We start from the raw sequence: 14,667 nt of genomic DNA on the forward strand, positions 1-14,667 counted from the left end.
CAAATACTTCAAGCACTTTAAGGTGACAGTGCGACCCGGAAGCCGTGGGTCGGATACCGAACGTTGGTGTCGTAGTTGTCTCGATTGGCCGGTCGCACATAACGCGTATCATTCTTCCAGGAGCCGGAGCGGAGTACATGGGAGGTGCAGTCTGCCCCAAGCCAGGGTGAAGCGTCGGCCGGGGCGCCCTGGTAGTTCTTGTGCCAGCAATCCTCTACCCACTGGTCGACCCCGCCGCCCATGTCGTGGAGGCCGAACGGATTCGGCTTGAAGTTGCCGACCTTGGTCGGCTGCTCGGCGGCGGTGCTGTCGCCGCAATCCTTGCAACCAGCCATGCCCGGCTGCATCTGGTCGCCCCACCAATATTTGGTCTGCGTCCCGCCGCGGGCAGCAAACTCCCACTCGGCCTCGCTCGGAAGCCGGTAGGCTTTCTTGGTCACGTCCGCGAGCCAGGCGGCGTATTGCTTGGCATCGGTCCAGCTCACATTGGTGATCGGCGCCTCGTCCTTTCCGGTCGCAGTGAAGCCGCACGCTTTGGCGGCGGCGCAGGCGTTCCATTCGCGGACCGTGACCGGATATTTGCCGATGGAGAACGGCTTGATCGTCACCCTTCGGATCGGCCGCTCCGACGCATCATCGTTGCTGCCCATCGAGAAGCTGCCGCCCTGAAGGGCGACCATCTCGGGCTCCCGCATCGATAGAGCGGGCGGCGGGGTGACCGCAGTGACGGCCGGGCTCGCAGAGGGCTGCGGTTTCGGCGGCTGCGGTTGCGCCGTGGGGCTGGCAGCCGGGGCTGCCGCCTGTTTCGTTGCGGGTGCCGGTTCGGCCGCCTTCGGCGATGCCACGGGCGACGGCGATGAGGCTGGCGCCGGCGTGCGGTCTGCCACCTTCTCGCCCCGCGGCATCAGCAAGGACCAGAGGATGCCGCCGGCGATGATCGCGAGCGTGATGCTGAGCAGGAAGATCAGGATGTTCTCGCGCCGCCGGCGTGTGCGGTGGAACGCCGAGGCATCCGGCAGCACGCGATAGACCCGCACCGGATCGGTGATGTTCTTGACCTTGCGGTCGCCAAGCGATTCGTAGCCGCACACCAGCTTGTGCTTGATCTGCTCGTAGATGCCGCCGGAGATGAAGACCTGCCCGGGCTCCGCGATCCCTTCCAGGCGCGAGGCAACGTTGACGCCGTCGCCATAGATGTCGTCGGGCTCGATGATGACATCGCCGAGATTGACGCCGATCCGGTACTCGATCCAGTAGTCCTTCGGCACCGCCGCGTTGCGGCCGACCAGGTTCTGCTGGATCACGATGCTGCACCGGACGGCTTCGACCGGACTGTCGAACATGGCAATGAAGCCGTCGCCGGTCGTCTTCACCAGCTTGCCGTGATGCTCCAAAATGGTGGGCTCGATCAGGTCGCGCTCGATCCGCTTGACGCGGCTGTGCGTGCCCTCCTCGTCGAGCTGCATAAGGCGGCTGTAGCCGGCGATGTCGCCTGCAACAATCGCGGCGAGCCGCCGCGGCGTCGAATCGCCCGGCGGCCGCTCGTGCCTACCCGACTTGAAGTCTCTAATCTCACCCATGGATCGGTTGGGCTCCACAAACCGCAAATGCAGCGTTCGAGGCAGAATATAAGCGCCTCAGCCCCCGAAACCTAATGATCTACCCATTAAGAGCCTATCACACTCTCCACCCGGAACAAGTTTGCCAGAAATTGTGCGGCGCATGAAGTGATGCAGTTCACATAACGATCAACCTTACGTGTCCGCGACAAAATATCCCCAGCCTTAGCTCGCCTGCGGCGCCGGCGTCCTGATCTCGCGGGGCAGGATAATAGCCGCTGCAATCGCCAATAGACAAAGCCCGGCGAACGCACGGAGCATGGTGACAAACCCGCCCTGCTCGTAGAGCCAGGCGACCAGCCCGACCGAAGCGCCGGCCGCCGTGAAGCCGACGAAATAGCGCACCGCATAGGCGCGCGAGCGCCATTCCTCGCTGGTGTATTTGCCGACCATGGCGTCGTTGACCGTGACCTGGCCGAACGCGCCCATCACGATGCCGATCGACACCAGGATCAGCGGCAGGTCCGACAGCGTCGCTGCCAGATAGAGGAAGGGCGCCAGCATGAAGGACAGCGGCAGCGCCACCGTCTTGAGCGCATGGCGGTCGAGCAGCTTGCCGATCGTGTACTGCGTCATCGCGCCGAACACATAGACGCCGGCTGCGATCACGCCGAGCAGCGCCGGGCTTTTCGTCAGGTCGGCGAGCCGTTCGGCGAACAGTTTCGGCAGTGCCACCGTGACCGCATTGAATGTGGTCGAGATCGCGATCACCACGATCAAGAGCGACAGGATCACCCGCCACATGTCCTTCTTCGCGACGCGCGCCTGGGCTGCGGCCTGCTTGGTGCCCTTGCGATCCTCATGCACCACGGTGAGCGCGAAGGCGATGCCGAGCAGCACGGTGACGACGCCGGGAATGATGAAGGCAAAGCGCCAGCCGAGATACTGGCCGATCACGCCGGTGACCAACGCCGAGGAGGCGACGCCGAGATTGCCCCAGACGCCGTTCAGCCCCATCTCGCGGCCGAGCTTGTCGGCATAGGACACGATCATGGCGGTGCCGACCGGATGGTAGATCGACGCGAACACGCCGATCGCGAGCAGCGCCGCGCCAAGCTGCAGCGGCGTCTGCACGAAGCCGACCGAGATCATCGACAGGCCGATGCCGATGAAGAAGATGACCATCATATGACGGCGGCTCCAGCGGTCGCCGAGCCAGCCGGTGAGAAGCGAGCCGGCGCCGAAGGCGATGAAGCCCGGAGTGGCGTAAGGCAGCAATTCCGAATAGGCCATGCCAAGCGCCGGTCCCATCACGATGACGGCGGCGGCGAAGATCAGCATTGCATAGTGGTCAATGAAATGGGCGGCGTTGACGTAGGCTATCACCCGGCCGGGGCTGTTCATGCGTTGATCCCGTTTCGATCTCTTTAGAAGTCCTCTTGGGGAATCCTCTTGCTTCCCGAACCAGGTTATAGGCAGTTGTCCTGACGGGATGTCGCCAATGACTGTCGCCGAAACGCCAATTGCCGCGATCTTGCGGGGCCAGCGCGCCACCGGCGATGGCGTGCATCTGGTCGCGCGCCACTATCGGCGCGGCGTCCGGCTCGACACCCACATGCACCGCGAATCCCAGCTGGTCTACGCCGCCGAGGGCACGATGCAGGTAACGACGCCCAAGGGCCGCTGGCTGGTGCCGCCGGATCGCGCGGTGTGGGTGCCGGCCTTGCTGGAGCATTCGATCGACGTGCTCGCCGACATCCAGATGCGGACGCTGTATTTCGAATTGCCATGGCTGAAGCGCAACGCGCGCGGCAACAGCATCGGCTCCGAATTCGTGGTGCGGATATCGCCGCTCTTGCACCAGACCATCCTGGCGCTGTTCGACAGGCAGGATCACCACGAGCGGACCAGGCTTCTGCTGCAACTGGTCATGCTGGAACTGGACCAGGCCGAGGATTCCGCGACCTTCATTCCGTTGCCGCAGGAACCACGCTGTCGGCGTGCCGCCGACATCGTCCTCGCCAATCCCACCGCGCAATATGAAATCGAGACGCTGGCGCGCGAGGTTGGCACGTCGGCGCGAACCTTGTCGCGTCTGTTCTCGTCGGAAACGCAGTTGAGTTTCAAGAGTTGGTGCCAGCGCGCCCGCATCGCAGCTGCAATCGAACGATTGTCGACAGAATCTAACGTGTCGATCAAGCAGATCGCCTCCGACCTCGGTTATGCCAGCGTTCCGGCATTCTCTCACGCGTTCCGCCAGGTAACCGGCAAGACGCCGACGAAATTTGCGGGCAAGGAATGAAGGCAAGACATCGTCGGCAGGTCATGACAAAATGGTGTTCTTGATTATAGTCGGCAGGAACCTAAATCCTATGTAAGGTTCGGTGTAACCGGATTCGATCCTTCCCATGGCCAACGCCTTTTTCTCCGATCTGCTTGCAACGATTTCCGAGCGCGGCCGCACGCTGCTCCGGCGAGGCAATTCGTTGGAAACGAAGCAGGACGCCTCCGAGCTTCTTGAATTGTGCGAGGCGCTGTTATCGGGCCGCGGTGAAGCCTCCGGCACCGCCATGGCGCGCGAGGTGCTCGACCGCTACCACCACCTCGATGCTGCAGGACGGCTGGCGTTCTTCCAGACGCTGTCGCGGGATTTCGGCCCTGACCGTGCCAAGCTGATCCAGGCGATCGAGGCCTGGCGCAAGGGTTCCGACGACGGCGAAGCCAGCGAGTTGCATTTCGCCTCCGAGCCGCGCCGGCAGGAACTGATCCGCCGGCTCAATCGCGCGCCGGGCGGCACCAGCGAGTTGGTGGCGATGCGCGCCGATCTGCTCAACCTGATGAAAGGCAACAAGGATCTGGAGTCGCTCGACCGCGACGTCACCCATCTGCTCTCTTCTTGGTTCAACAGGGGATTCCTCGTGCTGCGCAGGATAGACTGGTCGACGCCGGCCAATATTCTGGAGAAGATCATTCGCTACGAGGCGGTGCATGAGATCCGTGACTGGAACGACCTGCGCCGCCGCATCGATCCCATCGACCGCCGCTGCTACGCGTTCTTCCATCCGGCGCTGAATGACGAGCCGCTGATCTTCGTCGAGGTCGCGCTGACCGAGACGATCCCCGGCGCGATCGCGCCTCTGCTCGCCGAGCAGCGCGAACTGGTCTCGATCGAGCGCGCCCGCACTGCCGTGTTCTATTCGATCTCGAACACCCAGCGTGGGCTCGGCGGCATCTCCTTCGGCAGTTTCCTGATCAAGCAGGTGGTCGAGGAACTGCGCCGCGAATTGCCGAAGCTCGACACCTTCGTGACGCTGTCGCCGGTGCCGGGTTTCATGCAATGGCTGAGGCAAGCGTCCGACGCACCGCTCTCCGACGATGACCGGCTGCTGCTCGAAAGTCTCGCCAAGCCCGACTGGTTCGAGAATACCGAACTGGCCGCGCAGCTCCGCACCGTGCTCGAGCCGCTCGCCGCCTATTTTTTCCTGAAAGCGCGGACACCGAAGGGACGGCTGATCGATTCGGTGGCGCGCTTCCACCTCGGCAACGGCGCACGGCTGGAGCGCATCAACTGGCTCGGCGACCTCTCGCCCAAGGGTCTGCGCGAATCCGCCGGCATCATGGTCAACTATCTCTATCGCCTCGACGACATCGAGAAGAATCACGAAGCCTACGCCAACAACGGCGACGTGATCGCCTCCAGCGCCGTGAAGAAGCTGCTCAAGGGCGAAGGCCGCCGCCTGCTCGAGATGCGGCTGTCGTGAGGGGCGCCACTTGAGCTCCATAGGATGGGTAGAGCGCAGCAAAACCCATCGGCTTCGGAGCAAGCGGCGCGCATGATGGGTTTCGCTGCGCTCTACCCATCCTACGATTCTCTCACGCCTCGCACCGCCGTCGCCATAACCACAGGATGGTGTCGTGGGCGAGCAAGCGGTCGCAGCGGAGCGCATCGCAAACGCCGTGGTTATGGGTCCCGGGTCCCGGCTACGCCAAGAGGCTTCGCCGCGGCGCGCAAGCCCAGGACGACGCGGGGTGATATCCGATTCAAATTTCAAACAGCATGAGGATGTGAGTTCGCATTCTCGCGGCGCGTTGCGTCCGAGCTTTGCGTTCGTTTCACCCTCCTCCATAACAGAGGGCGCAGGGAAAGCCGGGTGCTGGTTGCACCCGTGGGTCCCGTGCAACAAAAAGCACGGGGGTAGGACCACAGGTTCAACCGGAGCATTCCGGCTTTCCCTGCGCGATGGTTTTACGGCTTACTTCGTGCTCTCCCCGGTGACCGGGCTTTCTTGCCACCGTCGCCCTTGGGGATGTTTCCATCCCCCAGGACTTAGCGCCAGCGTCGGGGCGCCAGGACCACACGACTTCGCCGTCCGTGATGCGCGTGCTCGTCAGTCACACACTTCACGTCCACCGCATCTCACCGCAACGTTCGTGACGATCGCGAGCCGCCCCTCATCCGCCGTGAGACGCGCGGAGTTAAATCACTGATTTGCCCGACGACGGAAGCGGAATGTTTTTTGTGCGAGGGGTGGACAGACTTTTGGTGATTTGCCCGTCGGGTTGATTTGTCGCACCCAAATCAACCACATCGTCATTGCGAGCGGAGCGAAGCAATCCATAGCGCCACGCGTGGAGAGGTGGATTGCTTCGCTCCGCTCGCAATGACGGAAAGACCTCGTGAGGTGGGTTAGCGAAGCGTAACCCACCGTCGTCTTCGCGAGTGAAACAGAAGTGGTGGGTTACGCTTCGCTAACCCACCCTACTTCCTAAGCGGCCAGCGCTTTCATCTCCTTGTAGAGATCGCTCTTGCCTTCGAAGCCGATGCCCGGAAGGTCGGGCATGGTGATGTGGCCATTTTCGACGCGCACGCCGTCGGGGAAGCCGCCATAGGGCTGGAACAAGTCGGGATAGCTCTCATTGCCGCCGAGGCCGAGGCCGGCGGCGATGTTCAGCGACATCTGGTGGCCGCCATGCGGGATGCAGCGGCTTGGCGACCAGCCGTGGGTCTTCAGCACTTGCAGCGTGCGCTGATATTCGCAGAGGCCATAGGACAGCGCGCAGTCGAACTGCAGCCAGTCACGATCCGGCCGCATGCCGCCGTAGCGGATGAGATTGCGCGCATCCTGATGGCTGAACAGGTTCTCACCGGTCGCCATCGGCGCCGGATAGAATTCCGCGAGCGCCGCCTGCAGCGCGAAGTCGAGAGGATCGCCGGCTTCCTCGTACCAGAATAGCGGATAGTCGCGCAGCATCTTGGCGTAGGCGATCGCGGTCTCCAGATCGAAGCGGCCGTTGGCGTCGACCGCGAGCTGCGCGTCCTTGCCGATCTCCTTCAGCACGGCCTCGATCCGTTCGCTGTCTTCAGAAATCGGCGCGCCGCCGATCTTCATCTTCACGACATTGTAGCCGCGGTCGAGATAGCCGCGCATCTCCGCGCGCAGCGCGGACAGATCCTTGCCGGGATAGTAATAGCCGCCGGCGGCATAGACGAAGACATGCGGATTGGCCCTGACGCCATGCCGCTCCGCGAGCAGGCGAAACAGCGGCCTGTTCGCGATCTTCGCAACCGCGTCCCACACCGCCATGTCGATGGTGCCGACCGCAACCGACCGTTCGCCGTGGCCGCCGGGCTTCTCGTTCGACATCATGGTCGACCAGACCTTGTCCGGATCGAGATTGTCGCCGCTCGCGTCAACCAACGTTTTCGGATCGGCCTCGAGCAGCCGTGGCGCGAAGCGCTCGCGGATCAGACCGCCCTGCCCGTAGCGGCCGTTGGAGTTGAAGCCGTAGCCGACCACGCGCTTGCCGTCGCGCACGACGTCGGTGACGACGGCAACCAGGCTCGTCGTCATCTTGGTGAAATCGATATAGGCGTTGCGGATCGGCGAGGAGATCGGTTTGGTCACCTCGCGGATGTCGATGATGCGGACGAACATGTTTCTTTGGCCTTGGAGAGTGGGGGTTTTCTACACCGTCATTGCGAGCGAAGCGCGGCAATCCATTTCACCGCTTGTGGAGACATGGATTGCTTCGTCGCTTCGCTCCTCGCAATGACGGCTGAGAGCTGTTGGCGCTACTTCTTATCGCGGAAATACGGCTCAACCGGGCCGTGGACCTTGATGGTCAGCGGATTGCCGTAGCGGTCCTTGGCATTGCCGGCGGTGACGCGCACCCAGCCTTCGCTGACGCAATACTCCTCGACATTGGTCTTTTCGACGCCCTTGAAGCGGATGCCGACATCGCGCGCCAGGACATCCGCGTTGTAGTACGGGCTGTTCGGATCGACCGACAGGCGGTCCGGCAGTTCATCATGGGTGGGTTCGTTGTTCTCGCTCATAGCAAGGCCTCGATTGCTGTCTTCAGTCCTTCGGGCCGCGCGGTGGGTGCATGGCGCGCCACCGCCCTGCCCGATCGGTCAACCAGAAATTTGGTGAAATTCCATTTGATCGACGGCCCGAGCAGGCCCGATTTCTCGTTCTTCAGGTAGTCGTACAGCGGATGCGCGTTCGTACCATTCACCTCGATCTTGGCGAACATCGGGAACGTCACCGCGTAATTGGTTTCGCAGAACTCTGCGATCTGCTTTTCATCGCCCGGTTCCTGTGCACCGAACTGGTTGCAGGGAAAGCCGAGCACCGAAAAGCCGCGTGGCGAGAGCCCCAGATAGAGTTCCTGGAGACCCTTGTATTGCGGCGTGAAGCCGCAGGCGCTGGCGGTGTTGACGATGAGCAGCACCCGCCCCTCGAACTGCTTCAGGGGAACATCCTCGCCGGCCAGCGAGCGAGCGGTGAAATCGTAGACGCTTGTCATTCGCTTTACCTCGCCCCGCCCCTCTCCCCGTAAGGACGGGGAGAGGGAGAAGCAGCGCCGTCGCTTCGACCTAAGACCATCATGTTCGATTCTTCGATCAGCCTGCGGGATCGACGACCGCAGACGGCGTGCCGCCGGCTTCGATCGCCTCGCCCGCGGCAAGGCAGAGATCCTCGCGGTAGCGGCCCGAGACCAGTTGCACGCCGACCGGAATGCGGCCCACCAATCCTGTGCTCACAACCAAACCGGGGAGGCCCATGAAGGGAATGGCGATCTGCGGCAGTTGCGCGTGCCAGACCCGGGTAAACGAGGCATCGTCCTTGCAATCGAGCTGATCCGGGAACGGCAATTCGCCGGAGACCGGCATCAGCAGCACCGCGTATTGTTCGAAGAACGTCAGCCATTCGCGCGTCAATGTCGCCCGCCGGGTCAGCGCCTTGGAAAGGTCGAACGGGTGCACCTTGTCGCGGTTGCCGCGCAGGCAGGCGAGCGCGCCGGGATCGCCCTCGCGCTCGGCGGCGGCGAGCTGTGCCTCATAGCCGTCGCCGAGCCAGAGCTTGGTCTGGAGGTCGGCGGCCTCGCGCAGCGACGGCGTTGTCATGATCTCCTCGACGGTCCAGCCGGCGCGCTCGAGCCGCTTGCCGGCATCCGCGACCGCCGCCTTCACCTCCGCGACCGGATTGAGCCCGTCGGGATCGAGGCACATCGCGACGCGCTTCGGCACCGCAGGTCCTTCCAATGGTACCGGCATCCACCAGGGATCTCTGATATCGCGGGCCGACATCGCCGCGAGCGCGATGCGCAGGTCGTTGACGGTGCGCGCCAGCGGACCGGAGACCGCGCTGATCTGAGGGCCGATCGGCCGTTCCGGCAGCGCCGCGTTGAAGGCGGGGATGCGGCCCATGCTTGGCCGCAGGCCATGCACGCCGCAGGCATAGGCCGGATAGCGGATCGAGCCCGCAATATCGGTGCCATGCGCGATGTGCCCGATGCCGGCCGCGACCGCGGACCCGGCGCCGCCGGAGGAGCCGCCCGGCGTGATGCCAGGATCACGCGGGTTCTTGGTGTCGCCATGGATCAGGTTGGTGGTGAACCAGCGATAGGAGAAGGCCGGGCAATTGGTGCGGCCGAGCAGGACGGCGCCGGCTTTGCGCAAATTCTCGACCACGGGATTGTTGGCGTTCGCGACCACGTCGTGCTGCAGTTTCAACCCATTTGTGGTGGCAAACCCTTCCTGGTCGACATTGACCTTGATCGTGACGGGGACGCCGCCGAGCGCGCCGACCTCCTCGCCGCGGGCGATTGCGGCATCGATGGCGTCCGCCTGCGCCAGCACGTCCGAAGGCCTATGGTCGACCACGGCATTCAGCTTGGGATTGACCGCATCCAGCCGCGCCAGGGCAGCAGTCGCCGCCTCCCTCGCCGATACCTTTTTCGATTTGATCAGGCCGGCCAGATCCGCGGCCGACAGGCGCCAAAGTTCTTCCATTGCCAACTCCGTTGCGACCTCCGCTCCCTCTCCCGCTTGCGGGAGAGGGCTGGGGTGAGGGTGTCTCCACGACGGGACTATCTGTGGGGAGAGAGCCCCCACCCGGCGCTACGCGCCGACCTCCCCCGCAAGCGGGAAAGGTGAAGAGCCGCGCCGATCAACCCTACTGCATCATGCTATAGCGTCGCACGCAGATCATGACCAGCGCCAGAGCGCCTCAATCCTAGCGGTAGCGGGCGATGTAATAGGCAAGGTCGGCGATTTGCTCTTTGGTCACCGGCTGCATCACGTCGGCCATGGTGCCGTCATAGCCGTGGCGGCTGTTGTCCTTGTACTCGCTGAGCGTCTTGTTGAGATAGTCCTCGCGCTGGTTGGCGATGCGCGGGACGTTGTCGTTGCCGGAGAAATCCGGCCTGTGGCAGTTGTTGCAGAGATATTGATGCGCGAGCGCCTGGCCGCGCGCCATGCGGGCGGAATCGCCGGCATCCGCCGGCGGCGCCGGCTTCGGCAGCGTGGCGATGAAATCGGAAAAGGTGCGGAGGTCGTCGTCCGACAGATCCTTTGCCATCTCGTTCATGGTGTCGAACGCGCGCAGCTTCTCGCGGAACATGAAGAGCTGGATCAACGCGTAAGGCGCCTGCTGGGCGCCAAGCGAAGGCGTGTTCTCGGTCTCCGACATGCCGCGCTCGCCATGGCAGGCAAGACAGGGCGCGGCGCGCTCCTGGATGGTCGCGGCACCGGCGGCGAAGGTGATGGATGCGAGCGCCAAGGCGATCACTATTGCTTTGTGCATGCTCTTCCTCGCGCTGTCGTCATTGCGAGGAGCGAAGCGACGAAGCAATCCATGCCTCCGCAAGTGGAGGAATGGATTGCTTCGCTTCGCTCGCAATGACGGAGAGAGTACGACCTACTGCCCCGCAACCTTCTGCTTGCCGTAGCTGATGCGGTAGACGGCGCCGTTCCAGTCGTCGGAGACGAGCAGCGAACCGTCCTTCAGTTGCATCACGTCGACGGGACGGCCGACATATTTGTTGTCCTCGAGGAAGCCGGTGAGGAACGGCTCGACCGACTTCACCTTGCCGTCCTTGTCGAGCTTGACCACGGCGACGTCACCGCCCTGCTTCTTCGACTTGTTCCAGGAGCCGTGGCGCGCGACGAAGATCGCGTTCTTGTAGGTCTTCGGGAACATGTTGCCGGTGTAGAAGCGCATGCCGAGCGCGGCGGTGTGCGGGCCCATCAGGCCGACCGGCGGGGTGTAGTCGCTACAGGATTTGCCCCAGCCGAGCTCCTGGTCGATGATGTTGCCCTGGTAGCAGAACGGCGCGCCGAAATCCTCGCCGGCCTTGGTCACGCGGTTGAGCTCATCCTCCGGCACCGTCTCCGACAGCCAGTCGCGGCCGTTGTCGGTGAAGTAGAGGTTCTTGGTCTCCGGATTCCAGTCGAAGCCGACCGTGTTGCGCACGCCGACCGCATAGACTTCAGCGCCCGAGCCATCGAGATTGATGCGCCGGATCTGGCCATGCGCATCGTCATGCAGCACGTTGTTGCCGGGCTGGCCGACCGGGACATAGAGCTTGTTGTCCGGGCCGATGGCGATGAACTTCCAGCCATGGGCCTCGTCCTTCGGGAGATTGTCGTAGATCACCGTCGGCTTCGGCGCATTGTCGATAACGTCGTCGATCTTCTCGATCTTGGAGACCTTCGAGAGTTCCGCGATGTAGAGCGTGCCGTCCTTGAAGGCGACGCCGTTCGGGCGGTAGAGGCCTGAGGCGATCACCTTCACCTGCCGTTTGCCGTCCTTGTTGACGATGCCGTAGACCTTGTCGACCAGGCGGCTGCCGACGAACACCGTGCCCTTGTCGCTCTGCGCCAGCGAGCGCGCATTCGCCATGCCGGCGGCGTAAACCTCGACGTTGAAGCCGGCCGGCACCTTGAGCTTGGCGAGGGGCAATTTGTCGGGCGCGGCCGCAAGCGGCGGCGGCGCGACCGGGGCAAGCTTGGCAGCCGCCTCGTTGTCAGGCCGCCCGATCAGGGGCGAGCCTGGCGGCAGCGGCTGCGCCGCGGCGGGTGCTGCGTCTGCCGCGGGCGGATTGGCGGGCTGCTGGGCATGGGCGGCGAGCGTGAATGCGCCAACGAGGGCGCCGGCCAAAACAAGGCCGCGCGGCATGGTCAAGTTGTTCATTGTGGTGGTTCTCCCCAGATGCGAAAGCCTGTTGGTCCTCGCATGCGCAGCGCCCTGCGCATGCCGGCGTGGCTTCGTGATTGGCAGTTTCCAACATTCATTCGCGGATGCGCAATCCGGAAGATGGTCGGAATCGTGGCGGGAAAGCGATTTACCGCAGAACGACCGCGCAGACCTTCAATGTTTCGTGACCGAACCTGGATCCGGCAAACCGATGATCGCCTCGGAGAATGGAAATTCGAGCACGATATCGCCCTCGTCGTCGGTCACCTCGATGACCGCATTCAAAAGCGTGGCGTCGGCGCCTTCCGTCCGCAACAGTTCCCGAATCATCGCGCGTGCCATCTCCCAGGCGCGATCGGGATCCCGCAGGATTTCACCTTCGGGGTCGGAGATCAGCTCATCGCCGATACGGGTGTTGAAGAAATAGCGCGGCATCGGCGGCAGACACTCCGGTTGAGACCCCTTGCGGTGGAAGCCCCCTCTCAAACCCAGAATTGCTACTGATCGCAATGCGAACAATAACGAAACGTGCGATTTGATTTGCGGCTCTCGCACAACTGCGTGAATTCCCTGGTGCGACGCAGCATGACTGATGCAGCGCAGCACGTCAAAATTTAACTGGCGAACTTTTTCGCCCGCATTACTTTGTCGAGTAGGGCGGAATACGTCCCGGTTTCAATTAAGGAGGGCTCAATGGCCTGGAAAGCACCAAAGATCGTCGAAGTTTCCGTGGGCATGGAAATCAACATGTATATGTGCGCGACCCGCAAGTAAGCGGACGCGACAGCCAAATCCTCTCACCTAAGCTGGACTTGCGGGCGTCCGACCTTCCCCAAAAGGGATGGATGTTGACGCCCGGGTCTATTTTGTTGTGTCCCTGTCTATCGGGTTTTCGCCAGGAGACGGATCATGCTTCGCGTCGTCGTCCTCGGCGCGGCGGCCGGTGGTGGTATTCCGCAGTGGAACTGCGGCTGCCCGGTTTGCATCAAGGCAAGAGGCGAAGCGCCGGAACTGCAGAGCACCCAGGCCTCGATCGCGGTCAGCGCTGACGGCGCGCATTGGTTCCTGATCAACGCCTCGCCGGACCTGCGCCAGCAAGTGATTGCTGCGCCGCAATTGCACCCCAGGCGTGGCGAGCTTCGCCACAGTCCGATCGCGGGCGTCATCCTCACCAACGGTGAGATCGACGCGATCGCGGGACTATTGTCGATGCGCGAGGGCTCGCCGTTCACGATCTACGCGCACCAGCGGGTGCTCGCGATCCTGAAGTCCAACAGCGTCTTCGACGTGCTGAGCGAGAAGAACGTGAAGCGCCGGCCGATCGAGGTGGACCGCGCCTTCGAGCCCGCTTTGCCCGACGGCTCGCCTTCCGGGCTCGACGTGCTGCCGTTCGAGGTTCCCGGCAAGGGCGCGTGGTATCTCGAGGGCAAGGCGCATCCGGCCGGCAGTGACGGCGCAGGCGATACGCTGGGCTTACGCATTGCGGAAAAGGCCAGCGGCAAATATTTCTACTTCCTCGCCGCCTGCGCGCGCGTGACCGACGATTTGAAATCTCGGCTTGCAGGTGCGCCGCTGGTGTTCTTCGATGGCACGGTGTGGCGCGACGACGAGTTGATCGCGGCGGGACTCGGCAACAAGACCGGTCAGGGGATGGGACATATTTCGATGTCAGGCGGCCATGGCGCGATCGAGAGCCTTTCGGAGCTTGATATCGGCCGAAAACTGTTCCTGCATATCAACAACTCCAACCCGGCCCTGTTGAAAGGTTCGCCCGAGCGGAAGGCCGCAGAGCGGGCCGGCTGGCAAATCCCCGCCGATGGAACGGAGATTGAACTTTGAACGCACCTTTACCCAGCGCGATGACCGCCTATTCGATCGGCAAGGGCGTGTCGCTTGATAGCGCCGAGGAGCTGGAAGCCGTGCTGCGCCATATCGGCGCGACGCGCTATCACAACCTGCATCCGTTCCATAAGCTCTTGCACGGCGGCAAGCTGAACAAGGGCCAGGTGCAGGCCTGGGCGCTGAACCGCTACTATTACCAGAGCACGATCCCGATCAAGGACGCGATCGTGATCTCGCGCTTCCGCGACCGCAGTACCCGCATCGAATGGCGCCACCGCATCGAGGACCATGACGGCGACGTCGATAGCGAAGGCGGCATCGAGCGCTGGCTGAAGCTGACCGAAGGTCTCGGCCTCGACAGCGCCTATGTCGAATCGACCGAAGGCATCCTGCCGGCGACGCGCTTTGCAGTCGAAGCCTATGTGCATTTCTGCCGCGACCGCACGCCCCTGGAGGCAATCGCCTCGTCGCTGACGGAGCTGTTCGCGCCGAACCTGCATGAGGAGCGCATCTCCGGGATGCTGCAGCACTATGACTTCGTCAATCCTGATATCATGAGCTATTTCAAGCGCCGCCTGCAGCAGGCGCCGCGCGATGCCGGCTTTGCGCTCGACTATGTCAAGAAGCACGCCACGACACAGGCTGAGCGCGAGGCGGTCTGCAATGCGCTGATCTTCAAGACCAGCGTGCTGTGGGTGCAGCTCGACGCGCTCTATCATGCCTATGTCGACGGCCATATCCCGCCCGGCGCCTTCGTGCCGACGGCGAGCTAGAGGATTTTT

The 14,667-nt window shown here is 63.1% G+C and carries 14 protein-coding genes; 5 read left to right on the forward strand and 9 right to left on the reverse strand.

Annotation, left to right across the window (positions count from 1 at the left end; translation table 11 throughout):
* Positions 1-17: 17 nt before the first annotated feature.
* Together K288_RS0115275 and K288_RS0115280 are read right to left on the reverse strand one after the other, a co-directional pair.
* Positions 18-1,580, reverse strand: a complete 1,563-nt coding sequence (locus tag K288_RS0115275; protein ID WP_027580356.1) for an SUMF1/EgtB/PvdO family nonheme iron enzyme — start codon at positions 1,578-1,580, stop codon at positions 18-20.
* A 204-nt stretch (positions 1,581-1,784) separates the two neighbouring features.
* Positions 1,785-2,963: an MFS transporter gene (locus K288_RS0115280; protein ID WP_027580357.1), complete on the reverse strand. Its 1,179-nt coding sequence runs from the start codon at positions 2,961-2,963 to the stop codon at positions 1,785-1,787.
* A 97-nt stretch (positions 2,964-3,060) separates the two neighbouring features.
* Here K288_RS0115280 and K288_RS0115285 point away from each other — a divergent pair, with 97 nt between their 5' ends.
* The gene (locus K288_RS0115285) at positions 3,061-3,861 is read left to right on the forward strand and encodes a helix-turn-helix transcriptional regulator (protein ID WP_043159938.1); all 801 of its coding nucleotides are present in this window, start codon (positions 3,061-3,063) and stop codon (positions 3,859-3,861) included.
* Between the two features lie 106 nt (positions 3,862-3,967).
* Positions 3,968-5,320: a malonyl-CoA decarboxylase gene (locus tag K288_RS0115290; protein WP_027580359.1), complete on the forward strand. Its 1,353-nt coding sequence runs from the start codon at positions 3,968-3,970 to the stop codon at positions 5,318-5,320.
* Between the two features lie 1,005 nt (positions 5,321-6,325).
* Here the strand turns inward: K288_RS0115290 and K288_RS0115295 are convergent.
* The 7 genes from K288_RS0115295 to K288_RS0115325 form a co-directional block, all read right to left on the reverse strand.
* Positions 6,326-7,495: a mandelate racemase/muconate lactonizing enzyme family protein gene (locus tag K288_RS0115295; protein ID WP_027580360.1), complete on the reverse strand. Its 1,170-nt coding sequence runs from the start codon at positions 7,493-7,495 to the stop codon at positions 6,326-6,328.
* 137 nt (positions 7,496-7,632) lie between these two features.
* Positions 7,633-7,896 carry a DUF3297 family protein gene (locus tag K288_RS0115300; protein ID WP_027580361.1) on the reverse strand — a complete coding sequence of 88 codons (264 nt, stop codon included), beginning with the start codon at positions 7,894-7,896 and terminating at the stop codon, positions 7,633-7,635.
* The gene (locus K288_RS0115305; RefSeq protein WP_027580362.1) at positions 7,893-8,369 is read right to left on the reverse strand and encodes a glutathione peroxidase; all 477 of its coding nucleotides are present in this window, start codon (positions 8,367-8,369) and stop codon (positions 7,893-7,895) included. Before K288_RS0115305 ends, K288_RS0115300 begins: the two co-directional genes overlap by 4 nt.
* Before the next feature lie 97 nt (positions 8,370-8,466).
* A complete protein-coding gene (locus K288_RS0115310; protein WP_027580363.1) occupies positions 8,467-9,858 on the reverse strand; it encodes an amidase family protein in 1,392 nt (463 codons plus the stop codon).
* Between the two features lie 223 nt (positions 9,859-10,081).
* Complete coding sequence (locus K288_RS0115315; protein WP_027580364.1) at positions 10,082-10,651, reverse strand: c-type cytochrome; 570 nt, start codon at positions 10,649-10,651, stop codon at positions 10,082-10,084.
* A 114-nt stretch (positions 10,652-10,765) separates the two neighbouring features.
* Complete coding sequence (locus K288_RS0115320) at positions 10,766-12,040, reverse strand: PQQ-dependent sugar dehydrogenase (RefSeq protein WP_027580365.1); 1,275 nt, start codon at positions 12,038-12,040, stop codon at positions 10,766-10,768.
* Between the two features lie 177 nt (positions 12,041-12,217).
* Positions 12,218-12,478, reverse strand: a complete 261-nt coding sequence (locus K288_RS0115325) for a hypothetical protein (RefSeq protein WP_027580366.1) — start codon at positions 12,476-12,478, stop codon at positions 12,218-12,220.
* Between the two features lie 258 nt (positions 12,479-12,736).
* On the opposite strand from K288_RS0115325, the gene pqqA reads away from it, so the two are divergent.
* From pqqA to pqqC, 3 genes are all read left to right on the forward strand, one after another.
* Positions 12,737-12,817, forward strand: coding sequence for a pyrroloquinoline quinone precursor peptide PqqA (gene pqqA / locus K288_RS50570; RefSeq protein WP_035635412.1), 81 nt, complete (start codon positions 12,737-12,739; stop codon positions 12,815-12,817).
* Between the two features lie 135 nt (positions 12,818-12,952).
* Positions 12,953-13,882, forward strand: a complete 930-nt coding sequence (pqqB, locus tag K288_RS0115335; RefSeq protein ID WP_027580367.1) for a pyrroloquinoline quinone biosynthesis protein PqqB — start codon at positions 12,953-12,955, stop codon at positions 13,880-13,882.
* On the forward strand, positions 13,879-14,658 hold the full coding sequence (gene pqqC, locus K288_RS0115340) for a pyrroloquinoline-quinone synthase PqqC (RefSeq protein WP_027580368.1): 780 nt from the start codon (positions 13,879-13,881) through the stop codon (positions 14,656-14,658). Before pqqB ends, pqqC begins: the two co-directional genes overlap by 4 nt.
* Positions 14,659-14,667: the final 9 nt, after the last annotated feature.

Source organism: Bradyrhizobium sp. Ai1a-2 (genome assembly GCF_000426245.1).
Classification (GTDB): domain Bacteria; phylum Pseudomonadota; class Alphaproteobacteria; order Rhizobiales; family Xanthobacteraceae; genus Bradyrhizobium.

Coding starts and splice junctions, on each gene's coding strand:
- K288_RS0115275 (WP_027580356.1), bottom strand. CDS start 1,580: ATGGGTGAGATTAGAGACTTCAAGTCGGGTAGGCACGAGCGGCCGCCG.
- K288_RS0115280 (WP_027580357.1), bottom strand. CDS start 2,963: ATGAACAGCCCCGGCCGGGTGATAGCCTACGTCAACGCCGCCCATTTC.
- K288_RS0115285 (WP_043159938.1), top strand. CDS start 3,061: ATGACTGTCGCCGAAACGCCAATTGCCGCGATCTTGCGGGGCCAGCGC.
- K288_RS0115290 (WP_027580359.1), top strand. CDS start 3,968: ATGGCCAACGCCTTTTTCTCCGATCTGCTTGCAACGATTTCCGAGCGC.
- K288_RS0115295 (WP_027580360.1), bottom strand. CDS start 7,495: ATGTTCGTCCGCATCATCGACATCCGCGAGGTGACCAAACCGATCTCC.
- K288_RS0115300 (WP_027580361.1), bottom strand. CDS start 7,896: ATGAGCGAGAACAACGAACCCACCCATGATGAACTGCCGGACCGCCTG.
- K288_RS0115305 (WP_027580362.1), bottom strand. CDS start 8,369: ATGACAAGCGTCTACGATTTCACCGCTCGCTCGCTGGCCGGCGAGGAT.
- K288_RS0115310 (WP_027580363.1), bottom strand. CDS start 9,858: ATGGAAGAACTTTGGCGCCTGTCGGCCGCGGATCTGGCCGGCCTGATC.
- K288_RS0115315 (WP_027580364.1), bottom strand. CDS start 10,651: ATGCACAAAGCAATAGTGATCGCCTTGGCGCTCGCATCCATCACCTTC.
- K288_RS0115320 (WP_027580365.1), bottom strand. CDS start 12,040: ATGAACAACTTGACCATGCCGCGCGGCCTTGTTTTGGCCGGCGCCCTC.
- K288_RS0115325 (WP_027580366.1), bottom strand. CDS start 12,478: ATGCCGCGCTATTTCTTCAACACCCGTATCGGCGATGAGCTGATCTCC.
- pqqA (WP_035635412.1), top strand. CDS start 12,737: ATGGCCTGGAAAGCACCAAAGATCGTCGAAGTTTCCGTGGGCATGGAA.
- pqqB (WP_027580367.1), top strand. CDS start 12,953: ATGCTTCGCGTCGTCGTCCTCGGCGCGGCGGCCGGTGGTGGTATTCCG.